The 22672-nt window shown below is 72.5% G+C and carries 22 protein-coding genes; 6 read left to right on the top strand and 16 right to left on the bottom strand.

The genetic code is table 11. The features are described from left to right. Positions 1-49: 49 nt before the first annotated feature. On the bottom strand, positions 50-2575 hold the full coding sequence (locus ACWGDE_RS18020; RefSeq protein ID WP_453389963.1) for an ATP-dependent Clp protease ATP-binding subunit: 2526 nt from the start codon (positions 2573-2575) through the stop codon (positions 50-52). 475 nt (positions 2576-3050) lie between these two features. Here ACWGDE_RS18020 and ACWGDE_RS18015 point away from each other — a divergent pair, with 475 nt between their 5' ends. Next, complete coding sequence (locus tag ACWGDE_RS18015) at positions 3051-3743, top strand: SCO3374 family protein (protein WP_453389962.1); 693 nt, start codon at positions 3051-3053, stop codon at positions 3741-3743. Here the strand turns inward: ACWGDE_RS18015 and ACWGDE_RS18010 are convergent. From ACWGDE_RS18010 to ACWGDE_RS17955, 12 genes are all read right to left on the bottom strand, one after another. Further along, on the bottom strand, positions 3716-4060 hold the full coding sequence (locus ACWGDE_RS18010; protein WP_453389961.1) for a histone-like nucleoid-structuring protein Lsr2: 345 nt from the start codon (positions 4058-4060) through the stop codon (positions 3716-3718). The two genes, ACWGDE_RS18015 and ACWGDE_RS18010, sit on opposite strands and share 28 nt — an antisense overlap. A gap of 165 nt (positions 4061-4225) precedes the next feature. Further along, complete coding sequence (locus ACWGDE_RS18005) at positions 4226-4756, bottom strand: amino-acid N-acetyltransferase (RefSeq protein WP_453389960.1); 531 nt, start codon at positions 4754-4756, stop codon at positions 4226-4228. 9 nt (positions 4757-4765) lie between these two features. Further along, a complete protein-coding gene (locus ACWGDE_RS18000) occupies positions 4766-5236 on the bottom strand; it encodes a BlaI/MecI/CopY family transcriptional regulator (RefSeq protein WP_453389959.1) in 471 nt (156 codons plus the stop codon). Between the two features lie 157 nt (positions 5237-5393). Next, on the bottom strand, positions 5394-5570 hold the full coding sequence (locus ACWGDE_RS17995) for a hypothetical protein (protein ID WP_453389958.1): 177 nt from the start codon (positions 5568-5570) through the stop codon (positions 5394-5396). Between the two features lie 14 nt (positions 5571-5584). Next, the gene (locus tag ACWGDE_RS17990; protein WP_453389965.1) at positions 5585-6172 is read right to left on the bottom strand and encodes a hypothetical protein; all 588 of its coding nucleotides are present in this window, start codon (positions 6170-6172) and stop codon (positions 5585-5587) included. A gap of 96 nt (positions 6173-6268) precedes the next feature. Continuing rightward, positions 6269-6454 carry a DUF397 domain-containing protein gene (locus ACWGDE_RS17985; protein ID WP_453389957.1) on the bottom strand — a complete coding sequence of 62 codons (186 nt, stop codon included), beginning with the start codon at positions 6452-6454 and terminating at the stop codon, positions 6269-6271. 124 nt (positions 6455-6578) lie between these two features. Further along, a complete protein-coding gene (locus tag ACWGDE_RS17980; protein WP_453389956.1) occupies positions 6579-7397 on the bottom strand; it encodes a GntR family transcriptional regulator in 819 nt (272 codons plus the stop codon). Positions 7398-7537: 140 nt separating this feature from the next. Further along, positions 7538-8347, bottom strand: coding sequence for a type III pantothenate kinase (locus ACWGDE_RS17975; RefSeq protein WP_453389955.1), 810 nt, complete (start codon positions 8345-8347; stop codon positions 7538-7540). Positions 8348-8350: 3 nt separating this feature from the next. Further along, on the bottom strand, positions 8351-9355 hold the full coding sequence (gene nadC, locus ACWGDE_RS17970; RefSeq protein ID WP_453389954.1) for a carboxylating nicotinate-nucleotide diphosphorylase: 1005 nt from the start codon (positions 9353-9355) through the stop codon (positions 8351-8353). 2 nt (positions 9356-9357) lie between these two features. After that, positions 9358-11106, bottom strand: coding sequence for an L-aspartate oxidase (locus ACWGDE_RS17965; protein ID WP_453389953.1), 1749 nt, complete (start codon positions 11104-11106; stop codon positions 9358-9360). Further along, positions 11103-12116, bottom strand: coding sequence for a pantoate--beta-alanine ligase (gene panC / locus ACWGDE_RS17960; protein ID WP_453389952.1), 1014 nt, complete (start codon positions 12114-12116; stop codon positions 11103-11105). The genes ACWGDE_RS17965 and panC overlap by 4 nt, the downstream gene beginning before the upstream one ends. Beyond that, positions 12113-13090, bottom strand: coding sequence for a Rossmann-like and DUF2520 domain-containing protein (locus ACWGDE_RS17955; RefSeq protein WP_453389951.1), 978 nt, complete (start codon positions 13088-13090; stop codon positions 12113-12115). The genes panC and ACWGDE_RS17955 overlap by 4 nt, the downstream gene beginning before the upstream one ends. Positions 13091-13186: 96 nt before the next feature. Between ACWGDE_RS17955 and ACWGDE_RS17950 the strand changes: the two genes are divergently transcribed. The 3 genes from ACWGDE_RS17950 (at position 13187) to ACWGDE_RS17940 (ending at position 17435) form a co-directional block, all read left to right on the top strand. Beyond that, entirely contained in the window at positions 13187-14455 is a 1269-nt protein-coding gene (locus tag ACWGDE_RS17950) for a threonine aldolase family protein (RefSeq protein WP_453389950.1), read from the top strand. A 119-nt stretch (positions 14456-14574) separates the two neighbouring features. Continuing rightward, positions 14575-15699, top strand: coding sequence for a DUF5937 family protein (locus ACWGDE_RS17945; RefSeq protein WP_453389949.1), 1125 nt, complete (start codon positions 14575-14577; stop codon positions 15697-15699). A 182-nt stretch (positions 15700-15881) separates the two neighbouring features. Beyond that, the gene (locus ACWGDE_RS17940; protein WP_453389948.1) at positions 15882-17435 is read left to right on the top strand and encodes a M28 family metallopeptidase; all 1554 of its coding nucleotides are present in this window, start codon (positions 15882-15884) and stop codon (positions 17433-17435) included. A 152-nt stretch (positions 17436-17587) separates the two neighbouring features. On the opposite strand, the gene ACWGDE_RS17935 is transcribed toward ACWGDE_RS17940, so the two are convergent. Beyond that, a complete protein-coding gene (locus ACWGDE_RS17935; protein WP_453389964.1) occupies positions 17588-18550 on the bottom strand; it encodes an SAM-dependent methyltransferase in 963 nt (320 codons plus the stop codon). Between the two features lie 127 nt (positions 18551-18677). Here ACWGDE_RS17935 and ACWGDE_RS17930 point away from each other — a divergent pair, with 127 nt between their 5' ends. Both ACWGDE_RS17930 and ACWGDE_RS17925 read left to right on the top strand, forming a co-directional pair. After that, positions 18678-19883 (top strand): sensor histidine kinase, encoded by a 1206-nt coding sequence (locus ACWGDE_RS17930; protein WP_453389947.1) that lies wholly within the window; start codon positions 18678-18680, stop codon positions 19881-19883. 2 nt (positions 19884-19885) lie between these two features. Next, on the top strand, positions 19886-20581 hold the full coding sequence (locus ACWGDE_RS17925; RefSeq protein ID WP_453389946.1) for a response regulator: 696 nt from the start codon (positions 19886-19888) through the stop codon (positions 20579-20581). Positions 20582-20634: 53 nt separating this feature from the next. Here ACWGDE_RS17925 and ACWGDE_RS17920 read toward each other — a convergent pair whose 3' ends face one another. Continuing rightward, on the bottom strand, positions 20635-22002 hold the full coding sequence (locus ACWGDE_RS17920) for a PH domain-containing protein (protein WP_453389945.1): 1368 nt from the start codon (positions 22000-22002) through the stop codon (positions 20635-20637). Beyond that, entirely contained in the window at positions 21999-22490 is a 492-nt protein-coding gene (locus ACWGDE_RS17915; RefSeq protein ID WP_453389944.1) for a PH domain-containing protein, read from the bottom strand. The genes ACWGDE_RS17920 and ACWGDE_RS17915 overlap by 4 nt, the downstream gene beginning before the upstream one ends. Positions 22491-22672: the final 182 nt, after the last annotated feature.

The raw sequence follows: 22672 nt of genomic DNA, 5'->3' as shown, positions 1-22672 counted from the left end.
CCTTCCGGTCCCGGGGCCGCCCCTTCGTACAGCTACCAGCGGCTAGCGCTTACGCGCCCTTCGTCAGGTCCGGGCCGGAGCCCGTGGCCTCGATCGGGGGGAGGTCCGGCAGAGCCGACTTCTCCTCGCCGCGGAAGGTGAACTTGGCTTCCTCGCCCTCACCCTCCTTGCCGACGACCACGATGTGACCGGGGCGCAGCTCGCCGAAGAGGATCTTCTCCGACAGCACGTCCTCGATCTCGCGCTGGATCGTCCGGCGCAGCGGACGGGCACCCAGGATCGGGTCGTAGCCGCGCTTGGCGAGCAGGAGCTTCGCGTCGCCGCTCAGCTCGATGCCCATGTCGCGGTCCTTGAGGCGGTCGTCGACCTTGGCCACCATGAGGTCGACGATCTGGATGATGTCTTCCTCGGTGAGCTGGTGGAAGACGACCGTGTCGTCGACGCGGTTGAGGAACTCGGGCCGGAAGTGCTGCTTGAGCTCTTCGTTGACCTTCGCCTTCATCCGGTCGTATCCGGTCTTGGTGTCTCCCTGGGCGGCGAAGCCGAGGTTGAAGCCCTTCGAGATGTCCCGCGTACCCAGGTTGGTCGTCATGATGATGACCGTGTTCTTGAAGTCCACGACCCGGCCCTGGGAGTCGGTCAGACGACCGTCTTCCAAGATCTGGAGAAGGGAATTGAAGATATCCGGGTGCGCCTTCTCGACCTCGTCGAAGAGGACGACGGAGAACGGCTTCCGGCGGACCTTCTCGGTCAGCTGGCCGCCCTCTTCGTAGCCCACGTAGCCGGGGGGCGAACCGAAGAGACGGGAAACCGTGTGCTTCTCGCTGAACTCCGACATGTCGAGGGAGATCAGTGCGTCCTCGTCGCCGAAGAGGAATTCGGCGAGCGTCTTGGAGAGCTCGGTCTTACCGACACCGGACGGGCCGGCGAAGATGAACGAGCCACCCGGGCGCTTCGGGTCCTTCAGACCCGCACGGGTACGGCGGATCGCCTGGGAGAGCGCCTTGATGGCGTCCTTCTGGCCGATGACGCGCCGGTGGAGTTCGTCCTCCATGCGCAGCAGGCGCGAGGACTCCTCCTCGGTGAGCTTGAAGACGGGAATGCCGGTCGCGGTCGCGAGGACTTCGGCGATGAGCTCGCCGTCGACCTCGGCGACGACGTCCATGTCGCCGGCCTTCCATTCCTTCTCGCGCTTGGCCTTCGCCGCCAGCAGCTGCTTCTCCGAATCACGGAGGGAAGCCGCCTTCTCGAAGTCCTGGGAGTCGATGGCCGACTCCTTGTCGCGACGCACGTTCGCGATCTTCTCGTCGAACTCGCGGAGGTCCGGCGGCGCGGTCATCCGGCGGATGCGCATCCGGGAGCCGGCCTCGTCGATCAGGTCGATCGCCTTGTCCGGGAGGAAGCGGTCCGAGATGTACCGGTCGGCCAGGGTGGCCGCCTGCACGAGGGCCTCGTCCGTGATGGAGACGCGGTGGTGGGCCTCGTAGCGGTCGCGCAGGCCCTTGAGGATCTCGATGGTGTGCTGGAGGGAAGGCTCCGCCACCTGGATCGGCTGGAAGCGGCGCTCGAGAGCGGCGTCCTTCTCGAGGTGCTTGCGGTACTCGTCCAGCGTCGTGGCACCGATGGTCTGGAGCTCACCACGGGCCAGCATGGGCTTCAGGATGCTGGCGGCGTCGATCGCGCCCTCGGCGGCACCCGCACCCACGAGGGTGTGGAGCTCGTCGATGAACAGGATGATGTCGCCGCGGGTGCGGATCTCCTTGAGGACCTTCTTGAGGCGCTCTTCGAAGTCACCGCGGTAGCGGGAACCGGCGACCAGGGCACCCAGGTCGAGGGTGTAGAGGTGCTTGTCCTTGAGGGTCTCGGGCACCTCGCCCTTGACGATCGCCTGGGCGAGGCCCTCGACGACGGCGGTCTTGCCGACGCCGGGCTCGCCGATGAGGACCGGGTTGTTCTTGGTCCGGCGGGACAGGACCTGCATGACCCGCTCGATCTCCTTCTCGCGCCCGATGACCGGGTCGAGCTTGGATTCGCGGGCGGCCTGCGTGAGGTTGCGGCCGAACTGGTCCAGGACGAGCGAGGTCGAGGGCGTGCCCTCGGCCGGGCCGCCGGCCGTGGCCGACTCCTTGCCTCCGCCGGAGTAGCCGGAGAGCAGCTGGATGACCTGCTGCCGGACTCGGTTGAGATCGGCGCCCAGCTTCACCAGGACCTGGGCGGCGACGCCCTCGCCCTCGCGAATGAGGCCGAGCAGGATGTGCTCGGTGCCGATGTAGTTGTGGCCGAGCTGGAGGGCCTCTCGGAGCGAAAGCTCCAGGACCTTCTTCGCCCGCGGGGTGAAGGGGATGTGGCCGGACGGGGCCTGCTGCCCCTGGCCGATGATCTCCTCAACCTGCTGGCGAACAGCCTCGAGCGAAATCCCGAGGCTCTCCAAGGCCTTAGCGGCGACACCCTCACCCTCGTGGATCAAGCCCAGGAGGATGTGCTCAGTGCCGATGTAGTTGTGGTTGAGCATCCGGGCTTCTTCCTGAGCCAGGACGACAACCCGCCGCGCGCGGTCGGTGAACCTCTCGAACATCGTTTATCGCTCCTCAGAGCGGTCGGGCAGTTCGGGGTCGGTCCCCGCCCTGTCCTTCCGCATGCTAGTCCCGCGGGGCGGGACAGCTCATTCCAACTGCCGACATCCGTCCGCGGCTCACCCTCACGTCCGTGGGAAAACCCGGCTGTAAGTGCCGACAACTGCTCCAACCCGATGGTGCGAGACGATGTTCCCGCAGGCCAGGCAGATACCCGTCACACGTGTACGCCGATGGCGAACGGAACCCGCTCGCAGAGCCCGCAAATCAGCGTGTCGCCCCGATCCACTAGGAATGTCTTACCCCGTAAGCGCCGACAGTTCACGCCAGTGACGTCGGATCCCTCCGCTACGGGCGAACACACTTCCGTCCCGAATGTGGGACTCCGCCACGACGGATGTTTACGTTCCGCATTGAGACGCGTGCGGAACGTCACATCGCGCGTAACCCCGGAGCGTTTCGGGAGTTGCTCCGGTCATGGCCCCCACCGCGCCGCCCGTCGCCGTCCCGCTCCCCCGAGCTCCGTTCGCGGGTTCCGCGGCCGAGGCCGGCCCGGACTCCCGGACGGATTGCCCGACGGCCTCCTGGTACGAGCGCGAGCTCGGCTGGACCGTCGCCGGCGGACCCCCCGTCCAGCTGGTGACCGGGGTGCGGTTCGACGTGCTGGAGCTGCCGTCCGATGCGGGGACGGCGGTGCTGCGCAGACGCGTCCCCACGGGGCCGGTGGCGGTCATGGGCCGCCGGATGCGGTTCCTGGTGGCCGCCGGGAGCGCGGACGAGCTGGAAGGACTGCTCGTCTGGCTGGAATGGGGCGGGGTCGCCCTGGATCTCGCCGCCCTGGGTGCGGGTGGCCGGATCACTGCTCCGGTGCCCCCGGGAGCCCCCGACGAGGGCTCCGTCGGCGGTGCGGATCCGCAGGGAAGGCCTCGGGGGGCCGCCGTGTGGCTGCGGCCCCCCGAGCAGGGGTGTGAGGCACTGCTTCCCGCCCTGCCCGCTCCCGGGCAGGGCTCATCCGGGTCCACGCGTGGACCCGATCTCGTACGCCTGGTCGCGGCGGCGGCGACGGAATGCCACCGGGCCCGCCTGCGCCGGCGTACGGCCCCCGCGGGGCGTGCCGGTGTGGTGGACCGGCCCGCCGCGGGTCAGACCTTGCGGTCCTCGAACGCCTGACGGATTTCCGCGGGAACGCGGCCGCGGTCATTCACGTTGTAGCCGTTTTCCTTGGCCCACGCGCGAATGACGGCGGTGTCCGGGTTTCCGGCCGAAGCGGCGACCGCGCGCCCCTTGGTGCGGCCGGTCGCGGCGCCGCGACCGCCGGTACGACGTCCGCCCTTGGTGTACGGGTCGAGCAGGCCGCGGAGCTTTTCAGCGTTGGCGGTGGTGAGGTCGATCTCGTAGGTCTTGCCATCCAGAGCGAACGTCACCGTCTCGTCCGCCTCGCCGCCGTCGAGGTCGTCGACAAGAAGGACCTGAACCTTCTGTGCCACCGGGATTTCCTTTCATCGAAAAGCAGTACGCGGAAAGGAAACCGCTTTTGCCTGGAAAACACAAACCCCCCGTGAGAGGTTCGGGTCCGCAACGGGTCGGGAAACATGCGCGATTCGGACATAGGCCACACGCGCGGTGGTCCCGGGAAATCCCGGGGTGATCGATCAGAGGTGCAGAAGCATCCGGCTGTTGCCCAAGGTGTTCGGCTTCACTCGTTCGAGACCGAGGAACTCGGCGACACCCTCGTCATAGGAACGCAGGAGCTCCATGTACACATCGGTCTCGACCGGGGTCTCGCCGATCTCGACGAAGCCGTGCTTCGCGAAGAAGCCGACTTCGAAGGTCAGGCAGAAAACCCGGCTCACACCGAGCCGGCGGGCCGTCTGCAACAACTTGTCGAGCACCAGATGACCGACTCCGGCGCCCTTCAAGTCGCGGTCGACGGCGAGAGTGCGGACTTCGGCCAGGTCTTCCCACATCACGTGGAGCGCACCGCAGCCGACCACCTGGCCGTCGGTGTCGCGTTCCGCGACCCAGAACTCCTGGATGTCCTCATAAAGGACGACCGGCGCTTTGTCGAGCAGGATGCGCTGCTGCACGTACTGGTCGAGCAGGCGGCGCAGCGCGGGAACATCACCGGTGCGCGCTCGGCGGATCGTCACGGTTTTTGCATCTGCAGCGGAAAACTCACCCATGCCCGGACGTTATCGCCCCGGCTCGCTCCGCCGCCCGCCGGAGTCGCCTTCCGCGTCGGGCGTCGGGTCGGTGTCCGCGGCCGCCGGGGGGCCGGCGGCTTCCGCCGTCCCCTCGGGTTCCGCGGGCTGCACGATCCGTACGGCGTCCCGCAGTGCCTCGCGCTGCTCGGCGGACATCATGCCGAAGAAGGCCACGAGGGCGGCCGCGGGGTTGTCGCTCGTCGACCAGGCTTCGTTCATCAGTGCGGCCGAGTAGGCGGCGCGGGTGGAGACCGCCGTATATCGATAGGCGCGGCCTTCCGCTTCCCGGCGGACCCAGCCCTTCTGGTGAAGATTGTCCATAACGGTCATCACCGTGGTGTACGCGATGGACCGTTCCTGCTGGAGGTCTTCCAGGACTTCGCGAACGGTGACCGGGCGGTTCCACTGCCACACCCGCGTCATGACTGCGTCTTCGAGTTCTCCCAAGGGGCGAGGCACAACAGCACGATAGTGCGGGATGCGGTGAATTGCCCGGCTATTCGGGAGGCAACGCGCGGTGAAATCCGGGCCCGCCGAGCGGGGCGATCCCGGGAACCCGTAAGGCGTACGGCTCGGGGAGCCGTACGCCCGTCCCCTCGCGGGGCCGCTTCCGGGATTACTGCCGGGGCTGGGACTGCTGCTGGGCGGCCTCGGCGCGGGCGAGAACGGCGTCGACCGCCGCGTCTTCCTTGGCCTTGTTGGAGCCGCCCTGGCTCTTCACGATCGTCACGACGAGCGCGATGAAGAACACGGCCATCACGAAGGGGGGCACGAGCGCGGAAACGTAGTCCATGCCCCACAGCCTAGCTAGCCGGCCGCACGGCCGGCCGCCGGGGGCGGTACGGGCTTGCGGCGCGGCGGGAAGACCTCGCCCGGGGTCGGGATCGGGCGCGCGGGCCGGTCGTCGGGCTCGGGCTCCCGCGGGCGCGCCGGCTCCTTCTCCGTACCGGAGCCCGAGCCGGAGCCGGAGCCCGAGCCCGAGCCGGCGATGGACAGCAGCCGGGTGCGCGGCGCGGGCGCCGTGGAGAGCCTGCGGCGCACGGAGCGCTCCGCGACCCCCTGGGCCCGCTCCAGCAGGGCCGCCGCGACCGGGTTGGCGCGCAGGGCCCGCAGGGCGGCGAGGTCGTCGGGCACGGGCTCGTAGCCGGCTGCCAGGGCGTCCTGGAGCAGCTCCAGGTAGCCCGTGAGGCTCCCCGGCAGCGCGGCTCTGTACCGGGCCAGGTCGGCGAGGAGGAACGCTCTGAGCCGCCCCGCCTCCTGGACCGCGTCGTCCACCGACTGCGCGAGACGCAGGCAGTCCTGGACCTCGGCGGCCGTCAGAGGGGCCGTGGAGGACTGAAGGGCGTGAGCGAGCGAACGCCTGAGCACGTGAAGCTCAACAGCGCTGAACGCCATGCCGCCGCGGGATCCGTAGGGCGTGGGCATGGGCCGAAGATACGCGCTAATCGGACAAAATCCCCTGAGGGAACCTGGGCGCGGCGCGGCGGATCCTCAGCCCGACTCCTTGACCACGCGCAGGAAGTCGGCCCAGGCGGCCTGGGTGGTGGCCAGGACGAGGTGGGCGGGGTCGGCGCGGTCGGCGACGCGGACCAGGGTGCCGGGGGCGGCGCTGACGTACACGCAGTTGTCTCCCTCACCGCAGAACGAGGACTTCTGCCAAGCGGTTCGAGCGTTCATCGCGTCTCCTCCGGTCACGGGCGCGTGCGGCGCCGTGGGCGAGCTCCCGGTACTTCTCGTGGGGGACCGTATCTCCATGACGGCCGCACTCCGGCCATTTCCGGGGAATTCGATCCGCCGGCCGTCAGCGGGCGCTATGGCGGTACGGATTCGCGGGCGGGTCCGCGGACGGGTTCGCGGGCGGATCGGCGCGGGGATCCGCCGGGTCGGTCACCGGCGCCAGGGGGATCTCGTAGGCGATCTCCGCGTGCCGGTCGGCGACCACGATGTCGGCGGTCTCCACCGCGCGCCCGTCCGCCGCGTAGTGCGTGCGCTCGATCTCCGTGATCAGGTCGCCGACGCCGACGCCCAGCAGGGCGGCCTGCCGGTGGTCCGCGCGCGCGGGGCGCGGGACCTCCAGCGCGGAGGCGACCGTGATGCCGATCGCGCGCATCCGCGCCACGACTCCGGCGCCCTTGTGGGGGCCCATCTCCGGCAGGGCGACCGGGGTGCCGGAGGTGAGGGCCATCGGCTCCCAGGACTCGCAGACCTCCAGGGGCGCCCCGCCCTCCCCCGGGAACGTGTACGTGGTCAGCACGCACGGGTCGCCGGGCGCGATGCCCAGGCGTGCGGCGATGTCCGCGGTGGCCTCGACCCGGGCCTTGGTGTGGGACCGGGGCGCCGCGCCGGCCGGCCCGGGAGCCGCGGGCTCCGGGCGCCGGGAGCGGACGACGCGCGGCCGCCGGCGCGGGACGCGGACGTAGGTGCCGGCGCCGGTCCGGCCTTCGAGGAGACCCTCGATGATCAGGAGTTCCATGGCCCGCTGGGTGACCGACTGCCCCACGGAGTACTCGGCCGCCAGCCGGGCCCGCGAGGGGAGCCTGGTGCCGACGGGCCACTCCCCGGCCCGGACGCGGGTCCGCAGCGCGTCGGCCACCTTCGCGTAAGCCGTGTCGCGGGGCATTCGGGCCGTCCTGTGCTCGTCGTGTCGTCAACTCGCCGCCTGTGCGACCCAGTTAACCCGACGGGTGATCCACCGAGGAAGACGGAGCCCCCGCCCTCCGGAGGAGGACGGGGGCTCTCGCGCCGCTCGGGACGCCTGTGTCAGGCGAAGGTCGGCGCGTTGCGCTCGTAGACCAGCCGCAGGCCGATCAGGGTGAGCCAGGGCTCGTGTTCGTCGATCTCCGCGGCCTCGCCGAGGACGATCGGCGCCAGGCCGCCGGTGGCGATGACGCGGACGTCGTCCGGGGACCCGTTCGGGCCGGCGAGCTCCTTGGCCATCCGGGTCACGATCCCGTCGACCTGGCCCGCGAACCCGTAGACCACGCCCGACTGCATCGCCTCGACGGTGGACTTGCCGACGACGTTGCGCGGGCGGGCCAGCTCGATCTTGCGGAGCTGGGCACCCCGTACGCCGAGGGCCTCCATGGAGATCTCGATGCCCGGGGAGATCACCCCGCCCACGTACTCGCCCTTCGCGGACACCGCGTCGAAGGTGGTCGCCGTACCGAGGTCGACCACGATCGCCGGGCCCCCGTACAGCTCGACGACGGCGACCGCGTTGACGATGCGGTCCGCGCCGACCTCCTTCGGGTTGTCCATGAGGATCGGCACGCCCGTCTTGGTGCCGGGCTCCACGATCACGGCGGGCACGTCGCCGTAGTAGCGGCGCGTCACCTCGCGGAGCTCGTGCAGGACCGCCGGCACCGTCGAGCAGATCGCGATGCCGTGGATGCCGTCGCCCAATTCGCTGCCGAGCATCGGGTGCATGCCCATCAGGCCCTGCATCAGCACGGCCATCTCGTCGGCCGTGCGGCGCGGGTCGGTCGAGATGCGCCAGTGCTCGACGATCTCGTCACCGTCGAACAGGCCAAGGACCGTATGGGTGTTGCCCACGTCGATGGTGAGGAGCACCGGTTACACCGCCTCGCGCAGGTCGAGGCCGATGTCCAGGATCGGGGAGGAGTGCGTGAGGCCGCCGACCGCGAGGTAGTCGACACCGGTCTCGGCGTAGGCGCGGGCGTTGTGCACGGTGAGGCGGCCGGAGGACTCCAGCACCGCGCGGCCGCGCACCAGCGCCACGGCCTCCTCGGTCTCGATGGGGGTGAAGTTGTCGAGCAGGATCAGGTCGGCGCCCGCCTCCAGGGCCTCGCGGACCTGCTGCAGGGTGTCGACCTCGACCTCGATGGGCAGGTCGGGGAACTGCTCGCGCACGGCCTTGAAGGCCTCGCGGACACCGCCCGCCGCGATGACGTGGTTGTCCTTCACCAGGGCCGCGTCCGAGAGCGACATCCGGTGGTTGACGCCGCCGCCGCAGCGGACCGCGTACTTCTCCAGGCAGCGCAGGCCGGGGGTGGTCTTGCGGGTGTCGCGGACCTTGGCCTTGGTGCCCTCCAGCTCGTCGGCCCACGCGCGGGTCGCCGTGGCGATGCCCGACATCAGGCAGAGCAGGTTCAGGGCGCTGCGCTCACCGGTGAGCAGGTCGCGGGTGCGGGCCCGGACCGACAGCAGCACCTGGCCGGCCTCGACGCGCTCGCCGTCCTCGACGTGCCGCTCGACCTCGAAGGTCTCGGTGCAGACGACGGACAGGACGGCCTCGGCGACGCGCAGGCCGGCGACCGTGCCCGCCTCGCGCGCGGTGAAGTCGGCCGTCGCGACGGCGTCTTCGGGGACGGTGGCGACGGTGGTCACGTCGACCCCGCCGTCGAGGTCCTCGGAGATCGCCATGTGCGCGATGTCCTCGACCTCGACCGGGTCCAGGCCGGCGTCCTCGAGGAGCTGGGCCAGCGCCGGGTCCAGGCCGGTCTCCTCGCCCTCGCCGCAGGCGCAGTCGTCGCCGCAGCCGCCGCCCTCGCTCTGGTCGAGGAGGGGGAGCTCTTCGTGCTCGTGCTCGTGGGTGGGGTGCTGCTCGTGCGTGCTCACGGTTACCGCTCCAGGCTGTCGGTGCTCAGGGGGATCTGTACGGACGGGAAGTCCGCCGAGTCGGTGGGAGTGACGACCAGGGCCCGCCGCTCGGTCGCCGACAGGCGTACGACGAGGTGGCGGCGCCAGTCGGCGTCGTCCCGGTCGGGGTGGTCCTCGCGCCAGTGGCAGCCGCGGGTCTCCGCGCGCCGCTGGGCGGCGGCGACCAGGACGCGGGCCACGCACAGCAGGTTGGTGGCTTCCCAGGTCTCGGTGCCGGGGACGGCCGTCTTGCCCTGGGTCTCCAGCTCCGTGAGGGCCGTCGCGTACAGGGCTTCGAGCGCGGCGGCGGCCGTCGCCAGCGACTCGGCGGAGCGGAGCACGCCCGCGCCGTCGGTCATGATGCGCTGGATCTCGTACCGCGCCTCGGCGGGCTGGAGGGGGCCGGTGGCCGGGACGGGGATGCCGGGGCCGTTGCCCGCGGGCGGGTTCCCGATGATCTCGTCGGCGATCCGCTCGGCGAAGACCAGGCCCTCCAGCAGGGAGTTGGAGGCGAGGCGGTTCGCGCCGTGCACTCCGGTGCAGGCGACCTCGCCGCACGCGTACAGGCCGGGGACGGTGGTGCGGCCGTGCAGGTCGGTCCGTACGCCGCCGGAGGCGTAGTGCGCGGCCGGGGCGACGGGGATGGGCTCGGTGACCGGGTCGATGCCGTGCGAACGGCAGGCGGCGAGGATGGTCGGGAAGCGCTGCTCCCACATCTCGGCGCCGAAGTGCCGGGCGTCCAGGTACATGTGCTGCGTGCCCTGCTCCTGCATGCGGCGCATGATGCCCTTGGCGACGATGTCGCGGGGCGCGAGCTCGGCGAGCTCGTGCTGGCCGGTCATGAAGCGGACCCCGTCGGCGTCGACGAGGTACGCGCCCTCGCCGCGCACGGCCTCGGACACCAGGGGCTGCTGGCCTTCGGCGTCGGGGCCGAGGAAGAGCACGGTCGGGTGGAACTGGACGAATTCGAGGTCGGAGACCTCGGCGCCGGCGCGCAGCGCCAGGGCCACGCCGTCACCCGTGGAGACGGACGGGTTGGTCGTCGCGGAGAAGACCTGGCCCATGCCGCCGGTCGCGAGGATCACGGCGGGCGCGTGGACGGCGCCGACCCCGTCGTGCTGGCCCTCGCCCATGACGTGCAGGGTGACGCCGGCCGTACGCCCCTGCGCGTCCTGGAGGAGGTCCAGGACCAGGGCGTTCTCCACGGTCTCGATGCCGGCGGCCTGGACGGCCTCGACGAGCGCCCGGGAGATCTCGGCGCCGGTGGCGTCGCCGCCGGCGTGCGCGATGCGGCGGCGGTGGTGGCCGCCCTCGCGGGTCAGCTCGATCTCGCCGGTCTCGGCGGAGGTGTCGAAGACGGCTCCCTCGGCGATCAGCCGGCGTACGGCGTCGGGGCCCTCGGTGACCAGGAGCCTGACGGCTGCCTCGTCGCACAGGCCCGCGCCCGCGACGAGGGTGTCGTCGAGGTGCTGCTCGGGGGTGTCCCCGTCGCCGAGGGCGGCGGCGATGCCGCCCTGGGCCCAGCGGGTGGAGCCGTCGTCGAGCCGCGCCTTGGTGACCACGACGGTACGGCGGCCCGCGGCGGCGCAGCGCAGCGCGGCGGTCAGGCCCGCGACTCCGGACCCGACGACCACGACGTCGGCGTCGACGGACCAGCCGGGGGCCGGGGCGTGCAGCCGTATGCCGGTGCTGGTGCCCGCTGCGGCGGGGACTCTGCCTGGGGTGCTCACGCGTGTGCTCCGAACTCCAATGGGATGTTGTCGATCAGCCGGGTCGCGCCCACCTTCGCGGCGACGGCCAGCACGGCCCGGCCGGTGAAGCCGGGGCCGGCCTCGGTGAAGTCCTGGGGGTCCACCAGCGCCAGGTAGTCCAGTACGAGGGGCGGGTCGTGCCGGCCCGCCTCCTCCAGGACGTGCCGGGCGGCGGCCCGTACGGCGTCCGGCAGTCCGGCGCCCGCCGCCGAGACGGCGTGGGCGTCGGCGGAGGCCCGGATCTCGCCGAGCCGGGCCAGTCCGGTGGCGCGCTCGTCGCCGGCCGGGGGTGCCTGGGCCTCGGCGCGGTCGCGCAGCGCCGCCTGTGCGGCGAGCCGGTCGCGGCCGGCGAACAGGGCCCGGGAGAGGGCGACGGCCGTGCTCCGCTCCTTGGCCGAGAGGTAGCGGTTGCGGGAGGACAGCGCGAGCCCGTCGTCCTCGCGGACGGTCGGTACGCCGACCACCTCCACGGGGAAGTTCAGGTCGGTCACCATCCGCTGGATCAGCGCCAGTTGCTGCGCGTCCTTCTGGCCGAAGAAGGCCAGGTCGGGGCGGGTGAGGTGGAGCAGCTTGGCGACGACGGTCAGCATGCCGTCGAAGTGGCCGGGCCGGGTGGCGCCTTCGAGGCGCCCGCCCATCGGGCCGGCGCTGATCCGGACCTGCGGGTCTCCGCCGGGGTAGACCTCCTCGACGGCCGGGGCGAACACGGCGTCGGCGCCGGCCTCCTCGGCGATGACGAGGTCGGCGTCGAGGGTGCGGGGGTAGCGGTCGAGGTCCTCGTTCGCCCCGAACTGGAGGGGGTTGACGAAGACCGTGACCACGACCTGGCCGGTGGGGCCGACCTGTGCGCGGGCGGTGCGGACCAGGGTGGCGTGGCCCTCGTGGAGGGCGCCCATGGTCATGACGACGGCGCGGCGGCCGGCGGGGGCGTCGGTTGCGGTCGTGCGGGGGAGCTTGTGCAGCTCCTCGGCGGTGTCGAGGAGGATCACCGGTCACCGCCTTCGGGGTCGCGGGGGTCACGGGGGTCGCGGTCGCGGGGGTCGAGGGGGTCGCCGGGGTCGAACACGCCCGCGCCGTCGGCGAGTACGCCGAGCAGGTCCTCGGCGAGTTCGGGCTTGAGCAGGCCGTGCGCGAGGGCGCGGTCGGCGGTCGTACGGGCCATCGCGAGGTAGCCGGCGACGGTGCCCGGGGCGTGCTTGCGCAGCTCCGAGACGTGCGCGGCGACCGTACCGGCGTCACCGCGGGCCACCGGGCCGGTCAGGGCGGCGTCACCGGAGCGCAGGGCGTTGTCGAGGGCGGCACCGAGCAGCGGGCCGAGCATCCGGTCGGGGTGCTCGACGCCCGCCTTGCGCAGCAGCTCCATGGACTGGGCGACCAGGGTGACCAGGTGGTTCGCGCCGAGGGCGAGGGCCGCGTGGTAGAGCGGGCGGTTCGCCTCGGCGATCCACTCGGGCTCCCCGCCCATCTCGATGACCAGGGCCTCGGCGGCGAGCCGCAGCTCGTCGGGGGCGGTCACCCCGAAGGAGCAGCCGGCCAGCCGCTGCACGTCGACCTCGGTGCCGGTGAAGGTCATCGCGGGGTGCAGGGCCAGCGGGAGCGCGCCCGCGCGGCGGGCCGGGTCGAGCACGGCGACCCCGTACCGCCCGGAGGTGTGGACGAGGATCTGGCCGGGGCGGACCGCGCCGGTGTCCGCGAGGCCCTGCACCAGGGTCGGCAGGGCGTCGTCGGGGACGGTGAGCAGGACGAGGTCGGAGGCCTGGAGGACCTGCGCGGGCGATACGAGCGGCACGTCCGGCAGCATTCGCTCGGCGCGGCGGCGCGAGGCGTCGGAGACGCCGGACACGGCGACGGGCCGGTGCCCGGTCTGCTGGAGGGCGCGGGCCAGCGCGGGGCCGACGCGGCCGGCTCCGACGACACCGACGGCGAGCCGGGCGGGGCGCTCCGCCTGAGGGGATGTGTTCACGCGGGGAAGGCCTTCCGTTCCAGTCCGCGGGGGGTACCGGACGATACGTCGCCATGCTAGCTCCTGGCGTGTCGGCCGGTCGGCGATGATCGGGGGATGAGCGAGGACACGGTGCGGGCGGCGGAGTGGGCGGCGGACGGGGCGGCCGGGGCCGAGACGGACGGGGCGGCCCCCGGGGCGGACGGGGCCGGGGCGGACGGCACGGCCCCCGGGACCGACGGGGCCGGGGCGGACGACGCGGCCGAACGGGCGGACCGGGTGGCCGAGCGGCTCGCGGCCGCGGGGCGGGCCGCGGAGCGCAAGCTGTCGCACAGCCTGCGGGAGTCCACGGTCGGCGAGCTGCTCGCGGACCTCGCCGCCCTGACCCCGGACCCGGACGAGCCGGGAGACATCTACGGCGACGGAATCGTGGCGCGGCTGGAGCGACGGGTCGCCGAGCTGCTGGGCACCGAGGACGCGGCGTTCTTCCCGACCGGGACCATGGCCCAGCAGATCGCGCTGCGCTGCTGGGCCGGCCGGACCGGCAACCCGGTGGTCGCCCTGCACCCGATGAGCCATCCGGAGCGGTGGGAGGGCGGGGCGCTGTCGGTCGTCTCCGGCCTGCGCACCGTCCACCCGACGGGCGAGCCCCGCCAGCCGACGGCCTCCGAGGTCGCGGAGCTGCCCGAGCCGTTCGGGACGCTGATGCTGGAGCTGCCGCTGCGCGACGCGGGCTTCCTGCTGCCGACGTGGGAGGAACTGTCGGCGCTGGTGGACACCGCCCGGGAACGGGACGCGGTCGTCCACATCGACGGTGCCCGGCTGTGGGAGTCGACGGTGCACTTCGGGCGCTCCCTGCCGGAGATCGCGGCGCTGGCGGACTCGGTGTACGTCTCCTTCTACAAGTCGCTGGGCGGCATCAGCGGGGCGGCGCTCGCCGGATCCGCCTCGCTGGTGGCGGAGGCCAGGGTCTGGCGGCACCGGTACGGGGGCCAGATCTTCCGCCAGTTCCCGGCCGCGCTGTCCGCGCTGGCCGGTCTGGAACGGGAGCTGCCGAGGCTCCCGTCGTACGTGGCCAAGGCGCGGACGGTGGCGTCCGCGCTGTCCTCGGCGCTCGCCGCCGCTCCCGGGGTCCCCTGGTTCCGGGTCAACCCGGAGGTCCCGCACACCCACCAGTTCCAGGTGTGGCTCCCCTACGACGCGGACCGCCTCACCGAGGCGGGCATCCGCCTGGCGGAGGAGACGGGCACGGTGCTCTTCCGCCGCTGGTCCCCCGACGGCCCCCCGGGCCTCTCGGTGACGGAGGTCGAGGTCTCGGCTCCGGGTCTCTCCTGGACGGAGGCGGACGTGACCAAGGCCGTCACCGACTTCGTGGCCCGCCTCTAGCTCAAACGCCGGCGCTTGAGGACCGGGTCCGGACCGTACCGCCGTCCGGCCGCGGCCCGTGCGGGCGAAGGCCGCGTGCCCCGTCCCTCGCGCGGCCGGCGCACCGGCAGAATGATGCGATGAGCGTCACCATCGACATCACCGGGCTCCCCGCGGAGCGGATCGGCTTCGCGCCGTCCCCGCTCGCAGAGCTCTGCATGGCGTTGCACGCGCTCTCCCAGCCCGGCCACCACCCCGGCCTGGCCTCCTGGACCTCCACCACCGCCGCCTCGCTCGATCCCTGCCTCGCGGACCGGCTGCTGGAGGGCGACTTCATGTGGCGCAGCTCCTTCGCCGACATCTTCATGGCGTTCGCCGGGATTCCGGGCGGCTCCGGCCGGCCCGGCGCGACGCTGGCCGAGGAGCTCGACGTACTGGACCGGCTGGACGACGAGCGGTTCGTGACGGCCGCGCTGGAGCACTGCCGGCTGGCCCTGTACAACGAGGGCGGCGCGCCGAGCCCGCTGGAGAGTCCGCTCGCCCGGGCCAAGGCCCTGGAGACGGCCTCCGCGCGCGGGCCGCAGCAACTGGCCTTCGCGGTACGGGTACTGGACGACACCGCGGGCGTCCGGGTCTGGCTGCGCCGGCTGCTGGAGGACTGCGACGAGGCCTTCTTCGCGGAGACCTGGCGCCGCATCGAGCCCCGGCAGGCCGCCGACGTCCGCCACAAGACGGAGGTGCTGCGCCGCAAGGGGCTGCCCGCCGCGCTCAAGGAGGTCTCGGCGGCGCTGAGCGTCGACGAGGAGCTGACCACCGTCACGGTGGACAAGATGGTGCACGGCTCCACCACCGCGACCGACCCGCGAATAGGCGACGGCCTGCTGTTCGTGCCGACGAACTTCGGCTGGCCGCACCTGCTGGTGCTGCACGCCCCCTCCTGGCGCCCCGTCATCCACTACCCGCTCGGTTCTCCCGAACTGGCCTCCTCCCCGGGGTCGGTGGAGCTGCTCCAGCGGCGCATGGAGGCGCTGGCCCATCCGATGCGGATGATGCTGTGCCGCAACCTGGCGCGCGCTCCGTACACGACGGGCGAGCTGGCGGCCGCGCACGGGATCACGGCGCCGGAGGTGTCACGCCATCTGGCGGTGATGAAGAAGGCCGGACTGCTCCAGACGCGCCGCCAAGGGCGTTACGTCCAGTACCAGTTGGACCTGGCGGCGGTGGCCCGGATCGGCTCCGACTTCATCGAGGGCATCCTCCGGTAGTCCTCCGGCAGTACGAGTAGCGGGCATTGGCCGATTTCCGACGGCACGGAAACACCGATATCCGGATTTCATGAACCGGAAACAGCGAAAACTCTGGCCATAGCGGCTCCTTGGTGTCTAACGTGCGTCCACCGCTCCCCCACGTAACGCATCTGCCCTGCAACTGCCGTGGAAGGACCTTCATGCCCTCACGCCGTATAGCCGCTGCCACCGCCGCCCTGGCGGCCGCGGCCCTCGTCTCCCCCTTGCTGCTCGCGGGTCCCGCCGGCGCCACCGGCAGCCCCCAGAGCGACGCGGCCAGGGCCGACGCACTGGCCAGGAAGCTGGTCAAGGATTCGACCGGCAAGGGCGCCTACAACCACCTGAGGGTGTTCCAGGCGATCGCCGACCACAACAAGGGCACCCGCGTGGCGGGTTCCCCGGGTCACGTGCAGTCGGCCCAGTACGTCGAGGCCGTCATGCGGGCCTACGGGTACGAGGTCACGAAGAACGAGTTCGACTTCGTGTACGTCGCGACGATCGCCGAGACCCTGAAGGTCAACGGCCCGGCCGGCCGCGACGTCCCGATCAAACTGATGACGTACACCGCCAGCGGCCCGGCGAACGGAGTGACGGCCCGGATCGCCGTGGCCCCGGTCGACGCGGACAACACGCACGGCTGCGAGCCCGGCGACTTCGCCGCGGGCGCCTTCACGGGCAAGGTCGCGCTCATCAAGCGCGGCGGCTGCGCCTTCGCGGTCAAGCAGGCGAACGCGGCGGCGGCCGGCGCGGTCGGCGCGGTCATCTACAACAACACCGCGGGCGCCCTGAACGGCACCATCGGCTCGGCGGACGCCGGCAAGATCCCGACCGGCGGCACCACGCAGGCCGAGGGCGAGCGGCTCGCCGCCGAGGCCGCGGCCGGTCCGGTCGAGGTCACCCTCGACCTCCGCGAGTTCCGGGAGAACCGCAAGACGTACAACGTCGTCGCGGAGACGCGGGGCGGCGACGCGAACAACACCGTCTTCCTCGGCGCGCACCTCGACTCCGTCACGGCGGGCCCGGGCATCAACGACAACGGCTCCGGCTCGGCGGGCATCCTCCAGGTCGCGCAGAACCTCGCCAGTAGCCAGAACAAGATCAAGAACAAGGTCAAGTTCGCCTGGTGGTCGGCGGAGGAGTTCGGTCTGCTCGGCTCCGAGGCGTACGTCGACGGGCTGACGGACGAGCAGAAGAAGCAGATCAAGCTCTACTTGAACTTCGACATGATCGCCTCGCCGAACGCCGCGTACTTCGTCTACGACGGCGACGACTCGGACAAGGTCGGCTCGGGCCCCGGCCCGGAGGGCTCGGCGCAGCTGGAGAAGGGGATCAACGACTTCCTCGACTCCAAGAAGGTCCCGCGCGAGGGCACCGACTTCTCGGGCCGCTCGGACTACGGCCCGTTCATCGCGGTCGGCATCCCGTCGGGCGGTACGTTCACGGGCGCCGAGGGGATCAAGACCGCCGAGCAGGCGGCGAAGTTCGGTGGGCAGGCGGGTGTCGCGTACGACGTGAACTATCACGGCAAGGGCGACACCCTCGCGAACATCGACCAGAAGGCGCTCGACATCAACGTCGACGTCATCGCCGACGCGGTCGGGCACTACGCCTTCGACCTGGCGCCGCTGTCGAAGCCGGTGCCGGCGCAGCCGACCAACGGCTCGGGCACCGGTGGTGGCCTCCACGAGGGCCACGACCACGAGGTCACCGAGTAGTAGCCGGTAACGGGGAAGGGTGGGCAGGGGCGGCCGCTGCGCGGTGCGGTCCCCTACCCACCCTTCCGCCGTTCCCCGGGGCTCCGCCCCGGACCCCGCGGGTCCGGGGGCTGGCCCCCGTGCAGCGGTGCCGCAGACGGCGACGGCGCGCGTCACCCCGGCCAGGGGGCCACCCCGACGGGTTGGACCAGCCAGCCGAAGTCGCCCAGGCCGCCGCGGGCGGTGAGCTCCGCGGCCTCCCCGGCGCAGGACAGCGCGCGGACGTACGCCACCGGGTCCGAGGAGGCCAGCGCGAGCGGGGGCCGGGCCCCCGAGACCCCCAGCGCGGCCAGCGCTTCGCGCTGGGTGAGCAGGGCCGCCCCCGAACCCGCCGCGCACGCGTCCAGCGCCACGTGCGCGGTGACGTCGCAGCTGCCGTCCGGCACGGGCGCGACCTCCCGCCCGGCCCGGAATCCGGTGAGCGTCCCGAACGGCGGACGGGTGTCCCGGGTGTGGGCGTAGTCCACCGCCACCGCGAGCCCCCGCTCCACCGTCGCCACCGCCGCCGCCCAGGCTTCATCCCGCGGCCGCCCGATCTCCGCGCGGCCCCCGCCGGGCCACCACCGCTCCAGCCAGGCCAGGTCCGGCCCGTCCAGGGGGCCGCCCGCGCTCTCCGTGCCGTCCCGCGCGACCTCCACGTACCGCCCGTCCTCGGCGAGGTCCAGCGCCACGTTGTCGAGCCATTCGTTGGCGAAGAGCAGCCCGCGCGTGCCCGCCGGCGGCTCGGCGGTCCACCGGATCCGCGGGTCGAGCCCGTCCGGCCGCCCCGCGCGTTCCACCCCGTACGGCCGCACCCGCGCGGCCGTCTCGGACGGCAGCTGCGCCAGCACCCCGGTCAGCAGTTCCCCGCGCCCGGCCCCGACGTCGACCAGGTCGAGCTCCTCCGGACGGCCGAGGGCCTCGTCCACCCACTGGAGCAGCCGGGCCACGGCCCCCGCGTAGAGCGGCGAGGCATGCACGGACGTGCGGAAATGCCCGGCGGGGCCGGGTCCGCCGGGGCGTACGTAGAACCCGTCGGGCCCGTACAGCGCGCTCTCCATCGCCGTTCGCCACCGGACCGGATCCACTTGCGCCATGCCTTCACCCTGAGTGCTCACCGCAGAAAGGTTATGTTCGCCTCCACCTTCGGGAGTACTCCCCGTCGATGTGGATCGCACCTGTGGTTGACTCCAGCACCTATCGCCAGTCCCTACTCTGGGTTACGTGCAGCGCCTCTACGACTTCCTCCGCAGACACCCCACGGGCGTCGACAGCTTCTGGGCTGTCCTCTTCTTCGGGGTCTCGATGGCTGTCGTCGCGAGCTCGTCCGGCGGCACCGCCCAGGCGCTGCTCGCCACGCCCTGCGTGGTGGCGCTGAGCAGCGCCGTCGCGCTGCGCCGCAGGTGGACCGTGCCGATCTTCTGGCTCACCGTCGCCACCGGCCTCTACCAGCTGGCCTCCGGCGGCGAGGTGAGCTTCCACGACATCGCGCTGCTCGTCGTCCTCTTCACGGTCGCCGCCGCCGACGTACCGCGCTGGATCTCGCGCACCGCCCTCGGCTGGGGGCTGATCGCCTCCCCCCTGTACTTCCTGCGCTTCGGAGTGGACAAGGGGCCGAACACCTCCGCCGTCGAGAGCGTCCTGCTCGTCCTGTTCATGATGGTTCCGTTCGCGCTCGCCTGGGTGATGGGCGATTCGCTGCGCACCCGGCGCGCCTATTACGCCCAGCTCGTCGAGCGCAACCAGCGCCTGGAGAAGGAGCGCGCGGCCCAGGCCCAGGTGGCCGTGGCCGCCGAGCGGGCCCGGATCGCCCGCGAACTGCACGACGTCGTCGCGCACAACGTCTCGGTGATGGTGGTCCAGGCCGACGGCGCCGCCTACGTGATGGACGCGGCTCCGGAACAGGCCAAGGAGGCCCTGCAGACCATCTCGGGCACCGGCCGCCTCGCGCTGGCCGAGATGCGGCGGCTGCTGGGCGTCCTGCGCACCGGCGAGCCGCAGGAGTCCGAGGACTACGTGCCGCAGCCCGACGTGGAGCAGATCGAGGTCCTGATCGAGCAGGTGCGCGCGGCCGGGCTCACGGTCGACTTCGAGGTCGAGGGCGCCCCGCGCAAACTGCCGAGCGGCGTCGAGCTGACCGCGTACCGGATCGTGCAGGAGGCGCTGACCAACACGCGCAAGCACGGCGGCCCGAACGCGAAGGCCAGCGTGCGGCTCGTCTACTTCGACGACGGGCTCGGCCTGCTCGTCGAGGACGACGGCCGGGGCGCGGCCCACGAGTTGTACGAGGACGGCGGCGCCGACGGAGCCGGCCACGGACTCATCGGCATGCGCGAACGCATCGGTATGGTCGGGGGCACCCTGGACGCGGGCCCTCGTCCCGGAGGCGGCTTCCGGATCAGTGCCCTGCTCCCCCTGAAGAAAAGGTGATCATGTCCTTCCCCTCCAGCTCCTCCATCCGCGTGATGCTGGTCGACGACCAGGTGCTGCTGCGCACCGGGTTCCGGATGGTGCTCGCCGCACAGCCCGACATGGAAGTCGTCGCCGAGGCGGGCGACGGCCTGGAGGCGCTGGAAGTGCTGCGGGCCACCAAGGTGGACGTGGTGCTGATGGACGTCCGCATGCCCCGGCTCGACGGGGTCGAGGCGACGCGGCGCATCTGCGAGCCCGACGAACACCCCAAGGTGATCATCCTGACCACCTTCGACCTGGACGAGTACGCCTTCTCGGGTCTGAAGGCGGGCGCGAGCGGCTTCATGCTCAAGGACGTCCCGCCGGGCGAGCTGCTGGCCGCGATCCGCTCCGTGCACAGCGGCGACGCGGTCGTCGCCCCGTCCACCACGCGCCGGCTGCTGGACCGGTTCGCGCCGATGCTGCCGACGACCTCGGCGGAGCCGCGGAACAAGGACGTCGAGCGGCTGACGGAGCGCGAGCGCGAGGTCATGCTGCTGGTCGCCCAGGGCCTGTCGAACGGCGAGATCGCCGCCCGCCTGGTCCTGTCGGAGGCCACGGTCAAGACCCACGTGGGACGCATCCTGACCAAGCTGGAGCTGCGCGACCGCGTCCAGGTCGTGGTCCTCGCGTACGAGACGGGCCTGGTCCGCGCGGGCGGCGGCGGAGCCGCCTAGCGTCCGGCCGGAGCCGCCCGGGGTCCGGCCGGAGCCCCGGCCGGACCGCGGCCTCAGGTCATCCAGCGGTCCGGTCGCGCCCCGGCCCGGGAGGTGCGGGAGTGGGCCGCCTGCGCGTGCAGCAGCCCGGCGGCCTCGGGCGCCGCGCGCAGGCGGGCCGTGACCGTGGCGTTCGCCCCGGTGTCCACATGGACGTCGGCCACGCCGCACACCCTCGACCAGGGGCCCTGGGTGAGCCGTACGCTCTGCACCTTGGCGTGCGGGACCAGCTCCGTACGCCGGCACAGGCGGCCGCGCCGGGCCGCGAACACGGACTCGGAGACGGCCAGGCCGTACCCCTTCCACCACACCGGCGCCACCCACCGGGCCCCCGACCGGGGGGACGGGGCGAAGTCGAGGCCCGCGAGGTCGACGCCGGGCAGGACCCGGGCGACGACGGCGTACGCGGCGTCCCGGGTGGCCACCGGGACCAGGACGTCGTTCTTCGAGCCGGCCACCGCCAGCTCCACCCGGACCCAGCCGCGCCGCCGCCACAGCAGCGGCTCGACGATCCGTACGGTCTGCACCCGCCCCGGCGGCACCGTCTCGTGGGCCCGGTCCAGCAGCCCGTGGTCCAGGCGCAGCCCGTCCGGGGACTCCGCGACCGTCCAGTCGTACTCGGCGAGGTAGCGGCCCGCGCTGCCCCGCCAGGCCGCGCCCAGGACCGGGAGCAGGGCGACGGCCGCCGCCCACGGGCTGGAGCTGAACCACCACACCGCGGCCGGGGCGGTGAGCCCGCCGACCACCAGTCCCCAGGCGGACAGGGTGAGCAGCATCGACACCGCCAGGTCCCGCGGGCTCACCCGCAGCAGCTCCCGCTCGGGTGCCTCGCCCAGGACGACGGCCTGCGACGGGGCGAAGCCGGCCGCGCGGGCCAGCAGCTCGGCGCGCAGCGCCACGGCGTCGGTCTCGCTCAGGAAGGCCAGCTCGTCCTTGTCCTCGGTGCCGATCACGTCGAGGCGGAGCTTGGCCACGCCCGCGAGACGGGCCAGCAGCGGGCGGGTCACGTCGACCGCCTGGATCCGGTCGAGCCGGATGTGGGCGGTGCGCCGGAACAGGAGCCCGCTGCGTATGCGCAGTTCGGTGTCGGTGACGGCGTAGTGCGTGAACCACCAGCTCAGGAAGCCGTACACGCCGAAGACGAGGACCAGCCCGGCGAGCGCCGCGATCCGCAGGAGCGCGGAGAGGGCGGCCACCCACTCCGTGACGTTCTCGCCCTGCTGGGCGAGGATGCCGACGGTCCCTGCGATCGGCACCCAGGCGCGGCGCAGGGGCGTGAGGAAGTGCAGCCGCCGCTCGGAGGCGACGGCGGACGCGCCGTCGGACCCGGCACCGGGCACGGCACCGGCCGCTTCGGCCGCCGGCTCGGACCCGGCGGTCACAGCCCCGCCGACCTTGCCTCGCCGAGCTCGGTCAGCCGGTCGCGCAGCCGCTCGGCCTCCTCGGGCGCCAGCCCGGGGATCTTGGCGTCCGTAGCCGCCGCGGCCGTGTGCAGCTGTACGGAGGCCAGCCCGAAGCGGCGCTCCAGCGGCCCCGAGGTCACCTCGACCAGCTGCATCCGGCCGTACGGGACCACGGTCTCGGTGTGCCACAGCACGCCCCGGGTGATCAGGAGGTCGTCGGCGCGTTCGGCGTAGCGCCAGGAGCGCCAGTTCCGGCCGAGCAGCCACCAGCCCCAGGCCAGGACGAGCAGCCAGAAGCCGCCGGCCGCCGCCCACCCCGGACCCACCGCCAGCCCCAGTACCAGGGCGGTCACCAGGGTGAACAGTCCCATCCACAACACCAGCAGCAACCGCCGCAAGGTGAGCAGCCCGCCCGGCAGCCCCACCCACTCGGGCCGCCCCGTCTCACCCAATGTCCCCGTTTCCATTCCCCCACCCTAGGGGGGTGGCTTTGCGCCCGGGCCAGGCTCACGGCGTCCGGCACCGCGCCTCGCCGCGTTGTCGTCGGTCGACGACGCTCCGCGTCGCCTCCCTCCTCCGCCTTGCGATGCACGGGGCCGGCAGCCCCTACCAAATAAGGGCCGGGCGGCCAACCACCCCCAGAGGCTGG

This window comes from Streptomyces sp. NPDC054956 (genome assembly GCF_053609185.1).
Note: the sequence above shows the minus strand (reverse complement) of the source record. Positions and strands in the feature narration are given on the sequence as shown.

Coding starts and splice junctions, on each gene's coding strand:
- ACWGDE_RS17990 (WP_453389965.1), bottom strand. CDS start 6,172: ATGGCGTTCAGCGCTGTTGAGCTTCACGTGCTCAGGCGTTCGCTCGCT.
- ACWGDE_RS17985 (WP_453389957.1), bottom strand. CDS start 6,454: ATGAACGCTCGAACCGCTTGGCAGAAGTCCTCGTTCTGCGGTGAGGGA.
- ACWGDE_RS17935 (WP_453389964.1), bottom strand. CDS start 18,550: ATGGCGCAAGTGGATCCGGTCCGGTGGCGAACGGCGATGGAGAGCGCG.
- ACWGDE_RS17915 (WP_453389944.1), bottom strand. CDS start 22,490: ATGGAAACGGGGACATTGGGTGAGACGGGGCGGCCCGAGTGGGTGGGG.
- ACWGDE_RS17950 (WP_453389950.1), top strand. CDS start 13,187: ATGAGCGAGGACACGGTGCGGGCGGCGGAGTGGGCGGCGGACGGGGCG.
- ACWGDE_RS17940 (WP_453389948.1), top strand. CDS start 15,882: ATGCCCTCACGCCGTATAGCCGCTGCCACCGCCGCCCTGGCGGCCGCG.
- ACWGDE_RS17995 (WP_453389958.1), bottom strand. CDS start 5,570: ATGGACTACGTTTCCGCGCTCGTGCCCCCCTTCGTGATGGCCGTGTTC.
- ACWGDE_RS17945 (WP_453389949.1), top strand. CDS start 14,575: ATGAGCGTCACCATCGACATCACCGGGCTCCCCGCGGAGCGGATCGGC.
- ACWGDE_RS18020 (WP_453389963.1), bottom strand. CDS start 2,575: ATGTTCGAGAGGTTCACCGACCGCGCGCGGCGGGTTGTCGTCCTGGCT.
- ACWGDE_RS17980 (WP_453389956.1), bottom strand. CDS start 7,397: ATGCCCCGCGACACGGCTTACGCGAAGGTGGCCGACGCGCTGCGGACC.
- ACWGDE_RS18015 (WP_453389962.1), top strand. CDS start 3,051: ATGGCCCCCACCGCGCCGCCCGTCGCCGTCCCGCTCCCCCGAGCTCCG.
- ACWGDE_RS18005 (WP_453389960.1), bottom strand. CDS start 4,756: ATGGGTGAGTTTTCCGCTGCAGATGCAAAAACCGTGACGATCCGCCGA.
- ACWGDE_RS17925 (WP_453389946.1), top strand. CDS start 19,886: ATGTCCTTCCCCTCCAGCTCCTCCATCCGCGTGATGCTGGTCGACGAC.